This is a genomic window from Variovorax sp. V213 (assembly GCF_041154455.1).
Classification (GTDB): domain Bacteria; phylum Pseudomonadota; class Gammaproteobacteria; order Burkholderiales; family Burkholderiaceae_C; genus Variovorax.
Window position 1 is genome coordinate 3,241,586 of the sequence record NZ_AP028664.1, and the last position, 17,479, is coordinate 3,259,064.

Genomic DNA, 17,479 nt, shown 5'->3' on the forward strand with positions numbered 1-17,479 from the left:
ACACTAGCTGCGCAAAGCGGACCACGTCGCGATGCTTTTTCCACGCCCATGAACTCATCAGGTCTCAGGAATTTCCACATCAGCTTGAACACACGTCTCAGCCTCGGCGTGGCCGCGGTGGTGCTGGCGGCCACCTTCGCCATTGCCACCGTGGCATTGCAGCTGGTCAAGACGAGCATGAAGGCCTCGATCGAAAACGAAGCGTTCGCGCGGCTGTCGGCCATTGCGAACACGGTAGACCAAAAGTTCATCAGCCGGCGCACCCTGCTCGAAACCTTTGCCAACAGCGTGGCGACGAACGACTTTCCGGATGCGGCGGCGCTGCAGGGCTTTGTCGAAAGGCACCCATCGCTTCGGAAGGCCTTCAGCAATGTCGCATTCTTTACGGCCGACGGCGACCTGATCGCGAGCCTCAGCGGTGCGCAGCAGCCCGGCAGGGTGAACATCAGGGACCGGCCCTACTTCCAGCAGACCATCGCCTCCAAGGCCAGCGTCATCTCGGAACCGTATCTGAACCGGCTCACCGGCCTGGCACAGATCGCCCTGACCGAGCCGGTACTCGATCCAGCGGGCCATGTGAAGTATGTGATCTCGGGTGCCATCAACCTGAAGGAACGGAACATCCTGGGCGAGCTTGCCGACGTGAAATTCGGCCAGACCGGCTACCTGTTCATCACCAGCACCGAAGGTGCCGTGATCGACCACCCGCGCACGGATCGCATCATCAACCAGACGGGCCTGAAGGGGGTCGGCAACCCCGAGATCGAACGCCCGATGGAAGCCTACGAAGGCGCGACCGAGGGCGTCAACCATGCAGGCGTGCACGGCCTGTATGCCTTCAAGCGGCTGCGCGAGACCAACTGGGTCATCGGGTCCATGTATCCCAGCAAGGAAGCCTTCGCCCGGGTCGACGCCATCGAGCGTTCCGCATGGATCGGGGCGGTGGTGCTCGCAATGGTCGCAGGCGCCGCGGCGCTGGGCATCGTGCGGCGGCAGCTCAGGCCGCTCACGCACCTGCACCGGCACATGCTCGACGTGGACAACCCGGCCCTCGAAACGGCCGTGCCGCGCACCTATCCGCATGACGAGATCGGCGATATTGCGCGCACCTTCGACACGCTGATGTGGCAGCGCAAGTCGAGCGAGAAGTTCCTGCGCGACATTACCGACAACCTGCCCGCGATGGTGTCGCACGTCGATGCGCAAGGCCGCTACACTTTCGTGAACGCGCCGCTGTGCAAGAGGCTCGACCGCGGGGCGGCCCAGCTGATCGGGCGGGAGGCACGCAGCTTCGGCGAAGACGATGCGGCCATGAAGGCCGCCGTCGAGCGGGTGATGGCCGGCGAGGCCGTCAGTTTCGAACGGCGGGGCGATGCGAGCCGCGGCGAGGAAGACCGCTACTTCCAGACCGAACTCATTCCCGACCGCAACAAGGCCGGACAGGTTCGCGGCTACTACGCCATGACCTCCGACGTGACGGAGCGCAAGCGCATCGAATTCAGCCTCGCGCACAGCGAAGCGCAGGTGCGCATCATCGCGGACAACATTCCTGCGCTGGTCTCGCACGTCGATGCCTCGCTCCGGTACACCTTCGTCAATGCACAGGTCATGGCGCTGCACAGAGAGCGCGCGATGGTCGGCCGGTCGATGCCCGAGGTCCGGGGCCCGGCCGATTTCGCGATCGTGGCGCCCGCCTACGAGCGCGCGCTGGCCGGCGAAACGGTGGTCATCGAGAAAGCCGGGGACGCGGCGCTGGGCATCGGCGAGCGGACCTTCAAGGCCCACTACATTCCCGACCAGGACGCGAACGGCGTGGTGCAGGGCGTTTTCGCCATGACCTTCGACATCACCGACGAAGTGAACATACGCAAGGCCCTGACCGCGCAGGAAAAGCGGCTGCGCGACGTGACCGACAGCATTCCGGCGCTGGTGGGCTACTTCGACAGCAACGAGAACTGCCTGTTCGCCAACAGCCGCGCACGGCGCATGGCGGGCCTGGGCGATGGCCCGCTCGACGGCGTGACCCTGCGCTCGGCGGTGGGCAAGGCGGTGTACCGGCAGCAGAGGCCCTACCTTCCGCTGGTGCGCGAGGGCAAGTCGGTGCGCTTCCCGGTCCAGGCGCCGCTGCACGGAAAGAACGGCTACTTCCAGGTCAACCTGATTCCCGACATGGACGCGGAGGGCAGGTTCCTCGGCTTCTATCTCATGACCTTCAACATCACCGCGCTGAAGCAGGCGGAACTGCGCCAGGCCGAAAGCGAGATGCGGCTGCGCACCATCACCGACAACCTGCCGGCGCTCATCACCTATATCGACCGCGACGAAAAGATCACCTTCGCCAACGCCACCTACCGGGAGTGGATGGGCGTGGACCCCGCCCGGCTGCTGGGCTGCCACGTGAGCGAGGTGGCGGGCGAAGAACTGTATCTTTCGCGCAAGCCCATGATCGCGCGTGCGCTCGCCGGCGAGCGCGTCGAGTTCGAGGCCAAGACACGGACGAAGGACTTCGATCGCACGACCCGCGTCAGCTACGTGCCCGACATCGGCCCCGACGGCGTCACGCGCGGAATCTTCTCGCTCAGCCTGGACATCAGCGCCTTGAAGGACGTGGAGCGCCAGCTGATCGACCTGGCCCGGCTCGACCCGCTCACGGGCCTGTCGAACCGGCTCGCCTTCAACGAGTACCTGCCCAGCGCGCTGGCCCGCGCCCAGCGCTCGGGCAACGCACTGGCGGTGCTGTTTCTGGACGTCGACCATTTCAAGACCATCAACGACACCTTCGGCCATGCGACCGGCGACGGTGTGCTGGTGGAATATGCGAAACGCCTGCTGGCCAGCGTGCGAAGCACCGACACGGTCGCGCGCCTGGCCGGCGACGAGTTCGTGGTGGTGCTGGAGAACGTGCACACGCGCGAAGCCGCCGTGGCCGTGGCACGGAAAATCGTCCAACAGATCGGCACCTCGGCCTTCGGGCTCGACGGCCAGAGCCTCAGGGTCACCACCAGCATCGGCATCGCGTTCCACCAGCCCACCGCAGCCGCCATCACCGACGCCGACCTGCTGGCGCGCGCCGACGCGGCGCTTTACCGCGCCAAGTCGGCAGGCCGCAACACCTTCGGGTTTTCGGATTGATACGCCCGCCTCGACCGGGTCATCTTCATTTTGAGAACTTTCGTAGTGTCGAGTTGCGCCCGCGCCGCGCCGGCGCCGCTCCCTTGCTGACAAGCCCCGCCGGCCCCAGCAGAATCACCCCACAGGAGATCCATTCATGTCCCCCACCGAAGTCGTCGCGCCCGAGCAATTGCTGCATGCGCTGGAGGTTCAAAGCCGCATGCCGATCCTGCGCATCGGCCAGGCGCTGATGGCGCTCGGCGTGCTCACCGAAGAGCAGTTGCGCGCGGGCCTGGAGCAGCAGAAGCTCGACCGCAGCGTGCCGCTCGGCGAAACGCTGGTGCGCATGGGCGTGGTCACCCGCGCCCAGCTGCAGGCGGCGCTCGTGCGCAAGATGGGCTACCCGCTCGTGAACCTGCACGTGTTTCCGGTGGCAGTGGACGCCTTGCGAACCATCAGCCACGGCGTGGCGCGGCGCCTGCAGGTCATGCCGCTCTTGATCCACGACGGGCGCCTCATTCTTGCGCTCGACGATCCGGCCAGCCGGCATGCGGCAATCGACGAAGTGGAGTTCATCACGCAGATGAAGGTGGTGCCGGTGATCGGGGAATGCCTGGTGCTGGACACGGTGCTCTACAAGGCCTACGGAAAGCTCGGCAGCGAGAGCACCGACCCCACCATCGTCCACGATCCCTCGCGGCCGCTCGAATTCGACCCGGCAGGCACCAGCAGTGAACTGCTGGTAACCCTCGAGAAGGAAGAGCGCGCTCCCGCGGTCGAAGAGGCGCCCATCGAGCAGTCGGACAACTCGCTGGTGCGGATGATCAACAGCATGATCATCGACGCACACCGCGAAGGCGCGTCGGACATCCATATCGAAAGCTATCCGGGGCAGGAGAAGACCCGTATCCGGTTTCGCCGGGACGGGCGGCTGCACACGCATCTCGAGCTGCCGGCCACCTACCGCAACGTGGTCGTGGCGCGCATCAAGATCATGTGCGACCTGGACATCAGCGAAAGGCGCAAGCCGCAGGACGGCAAGATCAATTTTGCCAAGTATTCGCCGCAGCACCGCATCGAGCTGCGCGTGGCCACCATTCCCACGGCCAACGGCCTCGAAGACGTCGTGATGCGGATCCTGGCCTCGGCCCAGCCCATTGCGCTGGACAAGCTCGGGCTCTCGCAGCGCAACCTCGCGCAGTTCACGAAGGCGGTCGAGCGCCCCTACGGCATGGTGCTTTGCGTGGGCCCCACGGGCTCGGGCAAGACCACCACCCTGCACTCGGCGCTGATGCACATCAACACGCCCGAGCGAAAGATCTGGACGGCCGAGGACCCGATCGAAATCACCCAGCCCGGCCTGCGCCAGGTCCAGGTCAATCCACGCATCGACTGGACCTTTGCCAAGGCGCTGCGGGCTTTCGTGCGCGCCGATCCCGACGTGATCATGGTCGGCGAAATCCGCGACGAGGAAACCGCCAAGACGGCCATCGAGGCCTCGCTCACCGGCCACCTCGTGCTGTCGACGCTGCACACCAACAGCGCGCCCGAAACCGTGACGCGGCTGCTGGACATGGGCATGGACCCGTTCAATTTCGCGGATTCGCTGCTGGCGGTGCTGGCGCAGCGGCTGGTGCGCCGGCTCTGCACCCATTGCATCCAGAGCCGCCCCATGCGCCCCGAAGAGGTCGAGGAACTGCTGGCCGACTACATGCATTCATTCGCCGCGCACGATGCCATGCAGGCCGAGCGCGAAGCGGTACACAAGCACTGGCTCGGCCAGTATGGCCGCGACGGGCAGCTGCAAGCCTTCACGAGCACCGGATGCCCGCACTGCGACAGCACCGGTTTCAACGGGCGCGTCGGCATTCATGAACTGATGGTGATCTCCAGGTCGCTGCGCCGCCTGGTCCAGAACGGCGCCCGCGCCGAGGAACTGCAGGATGCCGCCATGCAGGAGGGCATGCGCACCCTGCGCCAGGACGGAATCGACAAGGTTCTTGCGGGCAAGACCACCATCGAAGAGGTCCGCGCAACCAGCAACGTATGAGTCAGCGCCGGATGGCGCGAGGCGCCGCCTGGAACGCGCCAAGAAAACCCGCTAGGGTGAAATTCGTCCAGGCGGGTAAGGGTAGGCTCACGTCAGAAGATTCACTCCGCGCGCGCTGGTGCCGACCGCACGCGGTACCCGCCTGAGCACGGTCAACACGCGCACCGAGGGCATGGAGAAATCGCCCACCTTCAAGGATGCCTGGGCCCGGGGCAAGCGCTGCATCATCCCGGCCGCCAGCTTCGATGAGCCGAATGGGGAGACAGGCAAGAACGTCTGGTGGCGATTCCAGCGCCGATGGTGCGCCTTGGGGTCTGGCGGGGCTCCGGGACACCTGGACCGACAAGGAAACCGGGGAGGTCTGGGACAACTACACGATGCTGACGATCAACGCCGACGCGCATCCGCTGATGAGCCGCATGCACAAGCCCGATCCGAAGTTACCGCTGAACGAGCAGGACAAGCGCTCGGTGATCCCGCTCGAGGTGCACGAGTTCGACCTCTGGCTGGCCGGCACCATCGAAGAGGCGAAGCAGCTGCTGAAGCTAGCGCCGGTGGAGGTGGTCGACGGCGATATCTGCGCCGAACGTCGCAGAGCTGAAAAAAGGCCTAGCTGTCGTTGCTCCGCAGCTCGCGCTCGAGGGTTCAAACCCTGTGGTTTCGCTATGCGGTCGCGATAGATAGTCGTAGATCCATAGGCGAGCTTGACGGCCAACAAGCCTCTACCTCTGACGGCAAGCGCGTGGCGGCGCGCTTCAAGACGGGCTCGGTAGACGCCTTCGACCTTCTACACGCCATCGGGCGCGACTGCGTGGGCGCCCTTCAGCTCCTCGATGATTCGAACGCTCCACTGTGTTCACTGCGCCGCTTTCGTCCTCACTCGCGCAACGTGAACACCACGGACAGATAAGACACGGGTTGGGTCTGGATCGCCTCGATCCCATGCAGCACGGTGGCATCGAACTGCAGCGAGTCCCCTGCCCTCACTGCAACCGACTTCGCGCCATAGCGGTACGTGGCCTCCCCCGACAGGAAGTAGACGAACTTGAGCCCCGGATGCTGGAACGTCACATAAGGCGCAGCGTCCGGCAGCAGCGTGACCAGATAGGGCTCGACGAACAGGTTGCCCGACAGCGAATGGCCCAGCAGCTCGTAGCGGTAGTCCGCCACCGCACCGACGCGATCGACGACCACGCCCTGCCCGGCACGTACATGGCAGAAGTCCGTGCGGCGGGCCTGGTCGCCGAAGAAGCGCGACATCGGCACATGCAGGCCCTGCGCGATGCGGTCCAGCGTCTCCACCGAAGGCGAGACCAGGCCACGCTCGATGCGCGAGAGCATCGAGGCGGAAATCCCCGACACCTGTGCCAACCCCCTGGCGGATGCGCCAGCAGCCATCCGAAGCGCCCTCACCTGCGCACCGACGAGCGCCGCGGACGCGCTGCGCGAAACAGGTGCTGGCCGCCGCGGCCGGACACGCGTGACCGAGACCGGCAGGCGCAAGGGCCGGGCGGTCGGTAGCGGTGAGGCAATCTGTCGACGAACCATTGTATTTCGTGTCAACGGGACTTATGGGAAAGGCCACAACGGCATCTTTCGCTACGACACATGATATCAAAAATAGGCCGGAATGGCCTTTATGGCGTGGACTCAGACCATTGGGCGATGCCGCACTCCATTCACCATCGCCGATACGAGGTGCTAAGAAAGCATCTGCGTGCACTGCGGCGATCGGCCGGACTGACGCAGGCAGAACTGGGAGTACGCCTCAAGGTGGACCAATCGTATGTGTCTAAAGTTGAGCGCGGCGAGCGGTATATGGACGTCTTGTTTTATTTGGACTGGTGTCGCGGTTGCAAACAGCAGCCCGAGGTGGCAATGTCAGTACTCGTCAAAGCCGGCGCCTAGCTTCAGCTGTCCGGAATCCGCGCGCCTTTGCCGCCACCTTTTCTCCATCACGCAGCAGACGAAGTTCGATGATGTTGCGGATGCCTCGCCCAGATAGAGTGGTTCGTCGTCGAAAGTGGTGGATGTGAAGTCGTGGTCCATAAGCTGAAGAATGCAGATGAGCGCTCAGGGGCGAATGGAGACAGGTGGGGCGAAGCACAAAGCCCAGCGCGGCAGTGACGCCGGGCCGGGCTTTGTTGGACAGGGATGGACGTCTATCGTCTATCCAAGGCAGTCATATGTGGCAGAGATTTTCTGGACTATCGCATCGACCTTACTGTCGAGTTCGATCCAGGACTCGATGGTGGGGCCTCGCCCGCGACTTCGTGAAATAAACCTGGGCTTCCTGGAGACGACCTGCCAAATGCTGAGCCAAGCCACATGCACTTGGCCGAGGTTTCCCAAGGAGTGGCAAAGCGACTCGGGTTTGGGCGAGCCCGAAGATCGCCGGCGCAGACCGGTGCCGTGATGACGGCACTTGCGTCCGCGCCGAGGGCAAGCTCAGTGCCGAGGACGAAGTGGCATTCGGGCATTCCCCCGCTCAGGCGGCGTCCCACGCCACCGGCGGCAGCGTGGCGATGGCGGGGCGGGCGAACAGGAATCCCTGGAACAGTTCCACACCCAGCGACTGGAGCGCGTGCACTTCGTCGGAAGACTCGACGCCTTCCGCCACGGCACGGATGCCGAGTTCCAGGCAGGTGCCGACAAAACCCCGCACGATGCTGAGCCGGACCGGGTCGTTGTGAATGTTGCGCACCAGGCCCATGTCGATCTTCACCACGTCGGGCTGGAACCCCGCAAGCAGTTCGAAGCCCGCATAGGCGGCGCCGAAGTCATCGATGGCCGAGGTGAAGCCGTAGCCCTTGTAGGTGCGAAAGGCGGCCGCCAATGCCGGCAGGTCGGCCACGCGTTCGCCTTCGGTAATCTCGAACATCAGGCGGTGGACCGGAAAGTTGCAGCGCTCGGCAGCCGCTATGGCCGTATGAAAGCACTCTGTCTGCCCGGCCACGTCGTTGGGCATGATGTTGAGGCTGAGCTTCGATTGCATGCCCAGCTCGGATGCGGTTTCAATGGCTTTCACGCGGCAAGCTTCATGAAACGCGAACCGCTGCTGCGGGTTCACGCGCGAGAAGACTTCCAGGGCGCCCTCCCCCGAAGCGCCCCGCACCAGCGCTTCGTGCGCAAAGACTTCCCGCCGCTCGAAATCCACGATGGGCTGGAAAGCCATGACAAACCCGGCGTCGAAACCCCGGTAAAAGCTGGCATCGGCCGTTGCTCCGGTAATCACTGGAATGGATCCTCAGGAATGGGCCAAGTAATTGAATAGTGCACAGTCTTTAAATGTAACCTGTCTGTCACCACTCCGGTTAACCGTCGTTTTTCCGCCGCAGTTGCCGATTTCCGTGCTCAAGCCCAGCGCGCGGGCAGCGCCAGTTCGACCCACGCTGGCGCGTGATCGCTTGCCCCGGGCCGGCCGCGCACCTCGCGATCCACGTTCGCATCGACCAGCAGGGGCGCGAGTTCGTCGTTCAGCAGCAGATGGTCGATGCGCAGCCCCGCGTTGCGCGGCCATCGGTTTCGCCAGTAATCCCAATAGGTGTAGATCGCCTCGCCCGGATGCCGGGTACGGATGGCGTCGGTCCACCCCTGCTCGAGCAGTCGCGCGAAGGCGGCGCGGCTTTCGGGCTGTAGCAGCGCATCGCCCTGCCATGAGGCCGGGTTGTAAATATCGGCGTCCGTGGGCACCACGTTGAAGTCGCCGGCCAGCACCGCCGGCATGCCGCAGTCGAAGAGGCGCGCTGCATGGGCGTTCAGCCGCTCGAACCATTCGAGCTTGTAGTCGAACTTGGGGCCGGGCTGCGGGTTGCCGTTGGGCAGGTAGAGGCAGCCGACGATCACGCCGTTGACCACGGCTTCGATGTACCGGCTCTGGCTGTCTTCGGAGTTCCCGTCGAGGCCGCGGCCGGTCTCGATCGGTTCGCGCCCGCGCGCCAGGATGGCCACGCCGTTCCACGAGCGCTGCCCATGGAACACCACGCCGTAGCCCGCCTCGCGGATCGCGGCCGCGGGAAAGCCCATATCGGGCGCCTTGAGTTCTTGCAGGCAGGCGACGTCGGGGCGGGACTCGGCCAGCCACTCCAGGAGGCGCGGCAGCCGGCTGTTCACGCCGTTGACGTTGAAGGTCGCGATCTTCATGAACCCTGCACCGAAGAAGAACCGGAATCCGGATCATGGCCCTGAAGCCGCGCCGGCCATGTCGGAGAATACGCCCTGCGGGGAGCCCCGGCGCCCCCTGCCGATCGCCTGCTCCCGTCGTCAGGCCGTCTTCGCGCCCTTTTCGTACCAGCCCTGCGACCTGTTGACCACCGCGACCACCAGCAGCATCACCGGCACCTCGATCAGCACCCCCACCACCGTGGCCAGCGCGGCGCCCGACTGGAAGCCGAACAGGCTGATGGCCGTGGCCACCGCGAGCTCGAAGAAGTTGCTGGCGCCGATGAGTGCCGACGGGCCCGCCACGCAATGCGCCACCCCCAGCTTGCGATTGAGCACATAGGCCAGTCCGGAGTTCAGGAACACCTGGATCAGGATGGGAACCGCGAGCAGCGCAATCACCAGCGGCTGCCGCAGGATGGCCTCGCCCTGGAAGGCGAACAGCAGCACCAGCGTGAGCAGCAGCGCCGAGATCGACCACGGCCCCAGCCGCGCCGCAACGGCCTGGAAGTGAGCCGCGCCCTTCCTGAGCAACTGCTTGCGCAACAGCTGCGCAATGATCACCGGCACCACGATGTACAAGCCCACTGAAGTCAGCAGCGTGTCCCACGGCACCGTGATCGACGAGAGTCCGAGCAGCAGCGCGACCACGGGCGCGAAGGCCACCACCATGATCGCGTCGTTGAGCGCGACCTGCGACAGCGTGAAGTACGGATCGCCCTTGCACAGCTGGCTCCACACGAACACCATCGCCGTGCAAGGCGCCGCGGCCAGCAAGATGAGGCCCGCGATGTAGCTGTCGAGCTGCGCCGGCGGCAGCAGCGGCGCGAACACGTGGCGAATGAAGATCCAGCCGAGCAGCGCCATCGAGAAAGGCTTCACCGCCCAGTTGATGAAAAGCGTGACGCCGATGCCGCGCCAATGCGCCTTGACCTGGCCGAGCGCTGCGAAGTCGATCTTCAGCAGCATGGGGATGATCATCACCCAGATGAGCACGCCCACCGGCACGTTGACCTTGGCCACTTCCAGCGATGCGATGCCGCGGAACATGCCCGGCAGCCATTGGCCCAGCGCAATGCCGGCCACGATGCACAGCGCGACCCAGATCGTGAGGTAGCGCTCGAAGAATCCGATGGCGGGTGGGGGTGCGGACGACGCCACGGCGACGGCGGTATTGGAGCTCATGAAAAGGTCAGCTTTCGGAAATGGCGGTCAGCGCCGCCTGTAGTTCGGTGTCCGGCATCGACTCGAGCGGCAGCGCAAGCAATTGCACGAGCCGGTACGCAAGGGCCTGGCGCGTCAGCTCGAAAGCCACCCGCTTGCCTTCGTCGTCGCCCGGTGCGTTCGAAGGATCGGGATAGCCCCAGTGCACCTTCACCGGACTGCCGGGCCAATAGGGGCAGGTCTCCTGCGCCGCACTGTCGCAGACCGTGATGACGATGCGCATCACCGGTTTCTCGTCGCCGACGAACTCGTCCCAGCTCTTGCTGCGGTACGCCGACACGTCCGCTCCCGCATTGACGAGCGCCTCGCACGCGAAAGGGTTCAGCCGCCCGCTCGGCGCGCTGCCGGCGCTGTAGGCCCGCACGTCCCTGCCCGCCTTCTGCGCCAGGTGGTTGAGCATGCCTTCGGCCAGCACGCTGCGCGCCGAGTTGTGCGTGCACAGGATCAACACATTGACCGTCATTGCGCGGCTTTCTGGTTCTTGGTGATGTTGTGGACCTTCAGCATGCACAAGCCTGTGCCGCCTGCGGCAGGCACGCCTCGCCCTGGCAGCAGTTTTCGGTCAGGTAGCCGATGAGCGCGTTCATCTGCCCGAACGCCGCGCGGTAGATCAGATTGCGGCCGCTGCGCTCCTGCGTCACCAGCCCCGAATGAGTCAGCTCTTTCAGGTGAAACGACAGGCTGGTGGCCTGTACGCCGAGCGCATCGACCAGCGCGCCGGGCGTGAGCCCCGCCGGTCCCGCAACCACCAGGGCGCGAAACACCTGAAGGCGCATAGGCTGGGCCAGCGCTGCGAGCGACTTGACGATGTCTTGTTCTTCCATATTTCAATAATAGTTGCATAATTGTAAGAATGCAATCACCGACCTCCTCCATCACCATCTTTCACAACCCGGCGTGCGGCACCTCGCGCAACACGCTGGCGATGATCCGCAACAGCGGCGAAGAGCCGCAGGTCATCGAATACCTGAAGACGCCGCCCAGCAAGGAGACGCTGCGCGAACTGCTCGCCGCGATGAACATGGCGCCGCGCGCTCTGCTGCGCAAGAAGGGCACGCCGTATGAGGAACTCGGCCTGGACGATCCGAAATGGACGGACGAGCAGCTGATCGACTTCATGCTCGCGCACCCGATCCTCATCAACCGCCCCATCGTGGCGACGCCCATTGGCACGCGGCTGTGCCGCCCCTCCGAAGAGGTGCTCGACATCCTGCCGGCGCCGCAAAAAGGCGCGTTCACCAAGGAAGACGGCGAAGTCGTCATCGATGCGGAGGGCCGCCGTGTCGATCGCCCTGCTTGATCTCCCCAACATCGACGCTGAGCTGTTCGACCGGCCCTCGCCCGAGCGCCTTGCCAGTGCGGCGCCTTCGCGCCACGCGCCGCGCTTCCTGCTGCTGTACGGCTCGCTGCGCGAGCGCTCCTACAGCCGCCTGCTGACCGAAGAGGCCGCGCGGCTGCTCGAGGCCATGGGCGGAGAAACGCGGATCTTCGATCCCGCCGGCCTGCCCTTGCCGGACAGCGCACCGGACGATCATCCCAAGGTGCAGGAGCTGCGCACGCTCGCCCAATGGGCCGAGGGCATGGTGTGGTGCTCGCCCGAGCGCCACGGCGCCATGACCGGCATCATGAAGGCGCAGATCGACTGGATTCCGCTGAGCGTGGGCGCCGTGCGGCCGACGCAAGGCAAGACGCTGGCGGTGATGCAGGTGTCGGGTGGGTCGCAGTCGTTCAATGCGGTGAACCAGCTGCGCGTGCTCGGGCGCTGGATGCGCATGCTGACCATTCCCAACCAGTCGTCCGTCGCCAAGGCGTTTCTCGAATTCGACGAAGCCGGCCGGATGAAGCCGTCTTCCTACTACGAGCGGGTGGTCGACGTGATGGAAGAACTCATGAAGTTCACGTTGCTCACGCGCGATGCGGCCGGCTATCTCGTCGACCGCTACAGCGAGCGCAAGGAAAGCGCCGAGCAGCTTTCGAAACGGGTGAACCAGCGCGCCATCTGAGGCTTTCGCCTGGCGGCGCAAGGCGACCGTTGGCCCGACAATCGGCGCCCATGAACGCCAAGCCTCCGACGGCCACGCCGGCCCCGCCATCGTCCGTGCCGCGCCCCATCCGCACTGCAGCCAGTCTGATCCTCCTGCGCGACAGCGCCCGCGGCCTGGAAGTGCTGCTGCTGCGCCGCGCCGAAAAAGCCAACGACCAGAACAGCGGCGCCAGCGTATTTCCGGGCGGCGTGGTCGACACGCATGACCGCAGCCTGCACCTGAGGAGCAAGGGCCTGGACGACCGGGCGGCCAGCACGCGCCTCGGCATGCCCGAGGGCGGCCTCGACTACTACGCCGCCGCGGTGCGCGAATGCTTCGAGGAAGCCGGCATCCTGCTCGCGAGCGACAGTGAAGACCGCCTGGTCGAGCTTGACCAGCTGCCTGCCGGCCGGCTCGAGGCCATGCGCCATGCGGCCGAGCAAGGCACCGATGCGCTGCTTGCCATGTGCGACGCGGAAGGCTGGCATCTCGCGATGGACCGGCTGGCCTACTTCAGCCACTGGCTGACGCCGCCCGGCATGCCGCGCCGGTTCGACACCCGCTTCTTCATCGCGCAGATGCCGCCCGCGCAAAGCGTGAAGCCCGATGGCCGCGAGATCGTCGAACACATGTGGCTGAAGCCGGCCGAAGCGGTGGACCCTCGCCGCGGCCTCAAGCTGATGAACGTGACGCGGCGCACGCTCGAACAACTGGCACGCTTCGACAGCGCCGACCACTGCATGGCCCATGTGCGCGCCCTCACCGGGATTGCGCTCAACATGCCGCGCGTGGCCGATGGGCCCGCAGGGCGCCGCGCCGTGAACATCGAAGAAGCCGCCTATGAGGAGATCGGCCGCCTCGACCCCGATGGCCGGGGCGACGCACGCTATGCGCTCGAGGCCGGCCTGGTCACGCAGCTGTCGGCACGCGTCCGCCGCGTGGCCGGCGAGGCCGGCTCGCCGCACAGCTACTTCGTCGGCGGCGACGGCGGACCATGGGCATTGATCGACCCCACTCCGCGCGCTTCGGGGCAGGGCCAGGCGGCTCCGGGACCTGTGCGCTGGCTGCTCTCGACCGCGGCGCGTACGCAGGAATCGGCCGCAGCGCTTGAAGAACTCCAATCGTCATCATGGCCGGACGCCACGGTGCTGTGGCCGGAAGCTGGCGACACCCTCGAACTGGGTGGCGCCACGTTGCGCGTCCTGCAGCCGGGGCCGGCGGACGATGGCGCAGCCGCGCGACAGTTTCTGCTGGCCGAGGAACACACCCTCTTCACCGGTGCCGCCGAAATGCCGGCCGCGCACGTGGGCGACGAAGTCGAGTGGATCGCGCCGGCAAGCGGCTTCATCTTCCGGCGCATCGGCTGACGGACCGCCGACGCCGGGGCCAGGCCAATGCCAAGCCCACCGTTGGGCGGCGTGACGTCGCCGCCCCGCCTGGTTGAACATGCCGAACACATGAGGAAGAAACTCGGTGCAATGCCCGCAGCCCGTGTCGCTCACCTTGAGCCAGCCGAAACTCCCGGTACCTGCCACGCCACCGGGCGGTGAGCGCAAAGACCGCGTCGCCTGGCGGGCCAAGGTGGCCCGGTTTCTGGCGCTGACGCGGCCGGCGAGCATCCTCCTCACAAGGCGAAACCCGCGGGAAGGCCATTCGCAACACCCGCAGTTCCGATTCACCCGGACCGGAGGAGTACGCACCATGAGCACGCAGGACCAGTCCCCAACGGGGCCCGTCCCCGCTTCGACAGCCGGGGACGAAAAGCAACGCCACCTCTTTGTCTACCGCGGGTGGCGCTTTGCCTACAGCGCCCCCCGCATGAACACGGGCGTGTACCGCCCCGTGGTCATTTGCCTTGGCCAGGGATCGGACGAACAGGAAACGATGTTGCCCAACGACACGGACGAGATCGCCTACGCCACCGAAGCAGAGGCGCTGCGGCACGCGCAGCAGCAAGCCATGCGCTGGGTACACGACCGCACGGGGGACGGCCGGGGCCAGCTCTGAGGAGAACACCGCGCGAGAGCGCTTTTCCTTCGCTTGTAGTCTGTCCAGCCGGTACACACGAGAAAGGTTCCTACGCGTCGTGCCAGGGCCGCACGCGACTCTGATCGAGTGAACACCATTGGCTCCACGAGCTTGTTCCCATAGGTGCGAGTTTGGGCGGCGGCCGGCACGGCCGTCGCTTTTTTTCCGGTGGCGATGATGCTCGATACCGCGTTGGACTGAAGTGTAGGAATCCAGTCGTTCGCAGAACACGAAAGGAACATCCCATGACCACATCGGACCTTTTGACGCTGGATGTTCTGCTTGCGCGCAGCGTGCTGCTGCGCGCCGACTACATGCGGGTGCAGAACCGGATCGACGGATTGCTGACCCGCGGGAGCATCGATGCCGGCAACGGCCCCGCGGACGAGGATTTCGGCCAGCTCATCAGTGCCATGAGGCGTTCGTTTTCAGCGGATGCCCTCTATCTCTCGAACCTTTCGCACACGGTGCATGAAATCATCGAGCGCGCGAAAGCCGCGGCCTGAGCATCTCAGGAGGATTCGTCCCAGCTCATGAGGCCCCACTGCGTGGCCACGCAGACCGCCTGGGTGCGCGACCTGACGTTCAGCTTGCGGTAGATGCTCTTGAGCTGCGCCTCGATGGTGTTGATCGAGCGATGGGCTTCTTCGGCGATCTGCCGGTTGCTCCGGCCCTGCGAGATGAGCCGAAGCACTTTCAGTTCACGGGGCGACAACAGCCCCCTTGGTTCCGCGGGGGCCTGCGGCTCGGCGGGCGCGCAGAGGGAACGGAGGATACGCCGCGCAGTTTGCGATGCTGCGGAAGAGTCGCCCAGTTCGATGGAGCGCATCAGCAAAGCGAGGTCCGTTGCATTCGCCTTCGCGAAGAGATCGCGCACAGCCCTCGCGGCCGCAGCGGAATTCACGCGCCGATCTTCAATCGCGGCTGGAAACCTGCCGATCGTGAACCGGCCCCCCTGCTGCCAGGATGGGTGCCACGTCGCTCGTGTTTCAGTGTTTGCGCTGGACATTTCAAAAGCTCGCTGTCTCTGGCGTCCCGCAAGACAGGCAACTGAAGACGCTGCAAGCCTCGGAGAACATGGATGAAACAGATGCGATGCTACGCGGCAACGGTCGGTGGCATTTGCTTTCGGGCCGCAGATGTGGCGCAGGTCACAAGTGTGAACTGACGCCGGAGAGGAACGAGAACAAAGGTTCTCGCCGTCTCAGGAACACGGCAGCAGCGAAGCCGCTCCCGGCCCGCCCGAACCCGGTTCGGCCAGCGGCAGATCGAAGTCGGTTGCCACGAAATCCGCGCGCACATGCACGCCGTGGTCGTCGCGGCGCACCAGCCCGCGGTTCTCCATGTCGCGCATGGTCTTGTTGACCACCTCGCGCGAGAGGCCCGAATAGGACGCGATGACCGACTGGGTGATGCGCTTGTCGTACCCACCCGTTTTTGCGGGCGCCAGCTGGGTGAGCTGATGAAGCACGCGGCCCACGAGATCTTCGGACGACAGCGCGGAAACCCTGCGCAGCTGCCCCCGCATCACGCCAACCCGCTTCATGGCGATATCGAGCAGCGCCAGGGACAGCTGCGGATGGCGCTCGCACAGCTTGCGCATCGCGGCGATGGGGATGAGGTACACCGACGAAGGCAGCGCGGCAATCAGTGTCTGGGTGGCCTGGTGGCGGTCTTCGGTGAAAGAGGAACCGAGAAAAAAATCGTCCCGCCGGATGAATTCGGTGGTGACGTCGCCGCCGTGGCCGCGTCCGTGTTCCACCACGCGCAGAAGCCCGCTTGCCACGCAGTAGAAGCGATCCGTCCATTCGTCGACGGCAAGAACGGTTTCATTGCGGCGGTAGGAACGCAGTTCGCTGGCCTTGACCAATGCCGCACGGTCTGCGGGCGGCAACACCGAGACCAAGCTATTCAAATACATATCCACATGATGAGGGACGGCACCGCCTGACGCATACCCATGAATTGGGGATGCAGCGCGGATCCAACTCTGGAGCCCACCCGGCGGGTGGCTACGAATTCGCCTGCGTCCTCGCTCCTCCCTGGAACTCGTCGGCTTGCGGCCCGCTCGCCTGCAAGCCGCCGATGTCCGTCGACGCGAAATCGGCCGGCACATGAACAGCGTGTTCGTCGCGCCAGACGAGGCCGCGGCTCTCCATGTCGCGCATGATCTTGTTGACCACTTCGCGCGAGAGCCCCGTGTAAGACGCGATCACCGCCTGGGTGATGCGCTTGTCGAAGCCGCCGGTACTTGCCGGCGCGAGCTGGGTCAGCTGGTGGAGCACCCGGCTCACCAGATCCTCGGACGACAGCGCGGAGATCTTGCGAAGCTGGCTGCGAAGCGAGCGGATGCGCGTTGCCGCGAATTCGAACATTCCCATTGCAACCTCCGGATAGGCTTCGCAGAGCCTGCGAGCCGCCGGAATCGGGACCAGGTATGCCGACGACGGCAGCGCGGCGACCAGTGTCTGCCTGGCCATGTAGCGGTCTTCGCGGAGAGTGGGGCCCAGGAAAAAGTCGTTTCGGCGAATGAAGTCGGTCGTCACGTCCCCGCTGGGGTCGCTGCCATGTTCGACCACGCGCAACAAGCCGCTCGTCACGCAGTAGATCCGGTCCGTCCACTCCTGTGCCGCCATCACCGTCTCGCTGCGCCGATAGGAGCGAAGTTCGCTGCACTTGACCAACGCCGCGCGTTCGGCCGGCGGCACGTTGGCGAAAAGAGGATGCAGGTACATGGCGGCGACGTTTGTCTTCAGGCTTGGCGGCGGCCCCTCCGGGCCACTCGCGCAGGCACAAGATTGCGCGTTATTGGCCCACGGGCTTGACCGTGCGTCTCAATCCCCGACAAAAATCGGCGAGAACAGGAACTTTTTCACGATTT

Annotated in this window: 17 protein-coding genes and 2 pseudogenes; 10 read left to right on the top strand and 9 right to left on the bottom strand. The window is 65.2% G+C overall.

The genetic code is table 11. The features are described from left to right. Positions 1 to 84: 84 nt before the first annotated feature. The 4 genes and pseudogenes from ACAM55_RS15380 to ACAM55_RS15395 form a co-directional block, all read left to right on the top strand. Positions 85 to 3,132: a PAS domain-containing protein gene (locus ACAM55_RS15380; protein WP_369652395.1), complete on the top strand. Its 3,048-nt coding sequence runs from the start codon at positions 85 to 87 to the stop codon at positions 3,130 to 3,132. Positions 3,133 to 3,268: 136 nt separating this feature from the next. Further along, entirely contained in the window at positions 3,269 to 5,161 is a 1,893-nt protein-coding gene (locus tag ACAM55_RS15385) for a GspE/PulE family protein (RefSeq protein WP_369652396.1), read from the top strand. A 130-nt stretch (positions 5,162 to 5,291) separates the two neighbouring features. Continuing rightward, a pseudogene (locus ACAM55_RS15390) lies at positions 5,292 to 5,841 on the top strand (SOS response-associated peptidase family protein); the annotation flags it as partial. Between the two features lie 56 nt (positions 5,842 to 5,897). Then, positions 5,898 to 5,999, top strand: a pseudogene (locus ACAM55_RS15395) (HipA N-terminal domain-containing protein); the annotation flags it as partial. Between the two features lie 38 nt (positions 6,000 to 6,037). Here the strand turns inward: ACAM55_RS15395 and ACAM55_RS15400 are convergent. Next, positions 6,038 to 6,559: a helix-turn-helix domain-containing protein gene (locus ACAM55_RS15400; protein ID WP_369652397.1), complete on the bottom strand. Its 522-nt coding sequence runs from the start codon at positions 6,557 to 6,559 to the stop codon at positions 6,038 to 6,040. 267 nt (positions 6,560 to 6,826) lie between these two features. Between ACAM55_RS15400 and ACAM55_RS15405 the strand changes: the two genes are divergently transcribed. Then, positions 6,827 to 7,069, top strand: coding sequence for a helix-turn-helix domain-containing protein (locus ACAM55_RS15405; protein WP_369652398.1), 243 nt, complete (start codon positions 6,827 to 6,829; stop codon positions 7,067 to 7,069). 580 nt (positions 7,070 to 7,649) lie between these two features. Here the strand turns inward: ACAM55_RS15405 and ACAM55_RS15410 are convergent. The 5 genes from ACAM55_RS15410 to ACAM55_RS15430 all read right to left on the bottom strand — a co-directional run bounded on the left by ACAM55_RS15410 (position 7,650) and on the right by ACAM55_RS15430 (position 11,370). Beyond that, complete coding sequence (locus ACAM55_RS15410; protein ID WP_369652399.1) at positions 7,650 to 8,396, bottom strand: EAL domain-containing protein; 747 nt, start codon at positions 8,394 to 8,396, stop codon at positions 7,650 to 7,652. A gap of 119 nt (positions 8,397 to 8,515) precedes the next feature. Next, a complete protein-coding gene (locus ACAM55_RS15415; RefSeq protein ID WP_369652400.1) occupies positions 8,516 to 9,304 on the bottom strand; it encodes an exodeoxyribonuclease III in 789 nt (262 codons plus the stop codon). 120 nt (positions 9,305 to 9,424) lie between these two features. Then, positions 9,425 to 10,507, bottom strand: coding sequence for an ACR3 family arsenite efflux transporter (gene arsB, locus ACAM55_RS15420; RefSeq protein WP_369652401.1), 1,083 nt, complete (start codon positions 10,505 to 10,507; stop codon positions 9,425 to 9,427). A gap of 7 nt (positions 10,508 to 10,514) precedes the next feature. Then, positions 10,515 to 11,009, bottom strand: coding sequence for an arsenate reductase ArsC (locus ACAM55_RS15425; protein WP_369652402.1), 495 nt, complete (start codon positions 11,007 to 11,009; stop codon positions 10,515 to 10,517). A 37-nt stretch (positions 11,010 to 11,046) separates the two neighbouring features. Continuing rightward, the gene (locus ACAM55_RS15430; protein WP_369652403.1) at positions 11,047 to 11,370 is read right to left on the bottom strand and encodes an ArsR/SmtB family transcription factor; all 324 of its coding nucleotides are present in this window, start codon (positions 11,368 to 11,370) and stop codon (positions 11,047 to 11,049) included. Between the two features lie 29 nt (positions 11,371 to 11,399). Here ACAM55_RS15430 and arsC point away from each other — a divergent pair, with 29 nt between their 5' ends. From arsC to ACAM55_RS15455, 5 genes are all read left to right on the top strand, one after another. Next, positions 11,400 to 11,846, top strand: a complete 447-nt coding sequence (gene arsC / locus ACAM55_RS15435) for an arsenate reductase (glutaredoxin) (protein WP_369652404.1) — start codon at positions 11,400 to 11,402, stop codon at positions 11,844 to 11,846. Further along, positions 11,812 to 12,549 carry an arsenical resistance protein ArsH gene (gene arsH / locus ACAM55_RS15440; RefSeq protein ID WP_369652405.1) on the top strand — a complete coding sequence of 246 codons (738 nt, stop codon included), beginning with the start codon at positions 11,812 to 11,814 and terminating at the stop codon, positions 12,547 to 12,549. Before arsC ends, arsH begins: the two co-directional genes overlap by 35 nt. 50 nt (positions 12,550 to 12,599) lie before the next feature. After that, the gene (locus ACAM55_RS15445; RefSeq protein WP_369652406.1) at positions 12,600 to 13,937 is read left to right on the top strand and encodes an NUDIX domain-containing protein; all 1,338 of its coding nucleotides are present in this window, start codon (positions 12,600 to 12,602) and stop codon (positions 13,935 to 13,937) included. A 334-nt stretch (positions 13,938 to 14,271) separates the two neighbouring features. Next, positions 14,272 to 14,577, top strand: coding sequence for a hypothetical protein (locus tag ACAM55_RS15450; RefSeq protein ID WP_369652407.1), 306 nt, complete (start codon positions 14,272 to 14,274; stop codon positions 14,575 to 14,577). Positions 14,578 to 14,843: 266 nt separating this feature from the next. Further along, entirely contained in the window at positions 14,844 to 15,104 is a 261-nt protein-coding gene (locus ACAM55_RS15455; protein ID WP_369652408.1) for a hypothetical protein, read from the top strand. Between the two features lie 5 nt (positions 15,105 to 15,109). Here ACAM55_RS15455 and ACAM55_RS15460 read toward each other — a convergent pair whose 3' ends face one another. From ACAM55_RS15460 to ACAM55_RS15470, 3 genes are all read right to left on the bottom strand, one after another. Continuing rightward, complete coding sequence (locus ACAM55_RS15460) at positions 15,110 to 15,292, bottom strand: response regulator transcription factor (RefSeq protein WP_369652409.1); 183 nt, start codon at positions 15,290 to 15,292, stop codon at positions 15,110 to 15,112. 510 nt (positions 15,293 to 15,802) lie between these two features. Beyond that, positions 15,803 to 16,519: a Crp/Fnr family transcriptional regulator gene (locus ACAM55_RS15465; RefSeq protein WP_369652410.1), complete on the bottom strand. Its 717-nt coding sequence runs from the start codon at positions 16,517 to 16,519 to the stop codon at positions 15,803 to 15,805. Positions 16,520 to 16,610: 91 nt separating this feature from the next. Beyond that, positions 16,611 to 17,333 (bottom strand): Crp/Fnr family transcriptional regulator, encoded by a 723-nt coding sequence (locus tag ACAM55_RS15470; RefSeq protein ID WP_369652411.1) that lies wholly within the window; start codon positions 17,331 to 17,333, stop codon positions 16,611 to 16,613. Positions 17,334 to 17,479 lie beyond the last annotated feature (146 nt).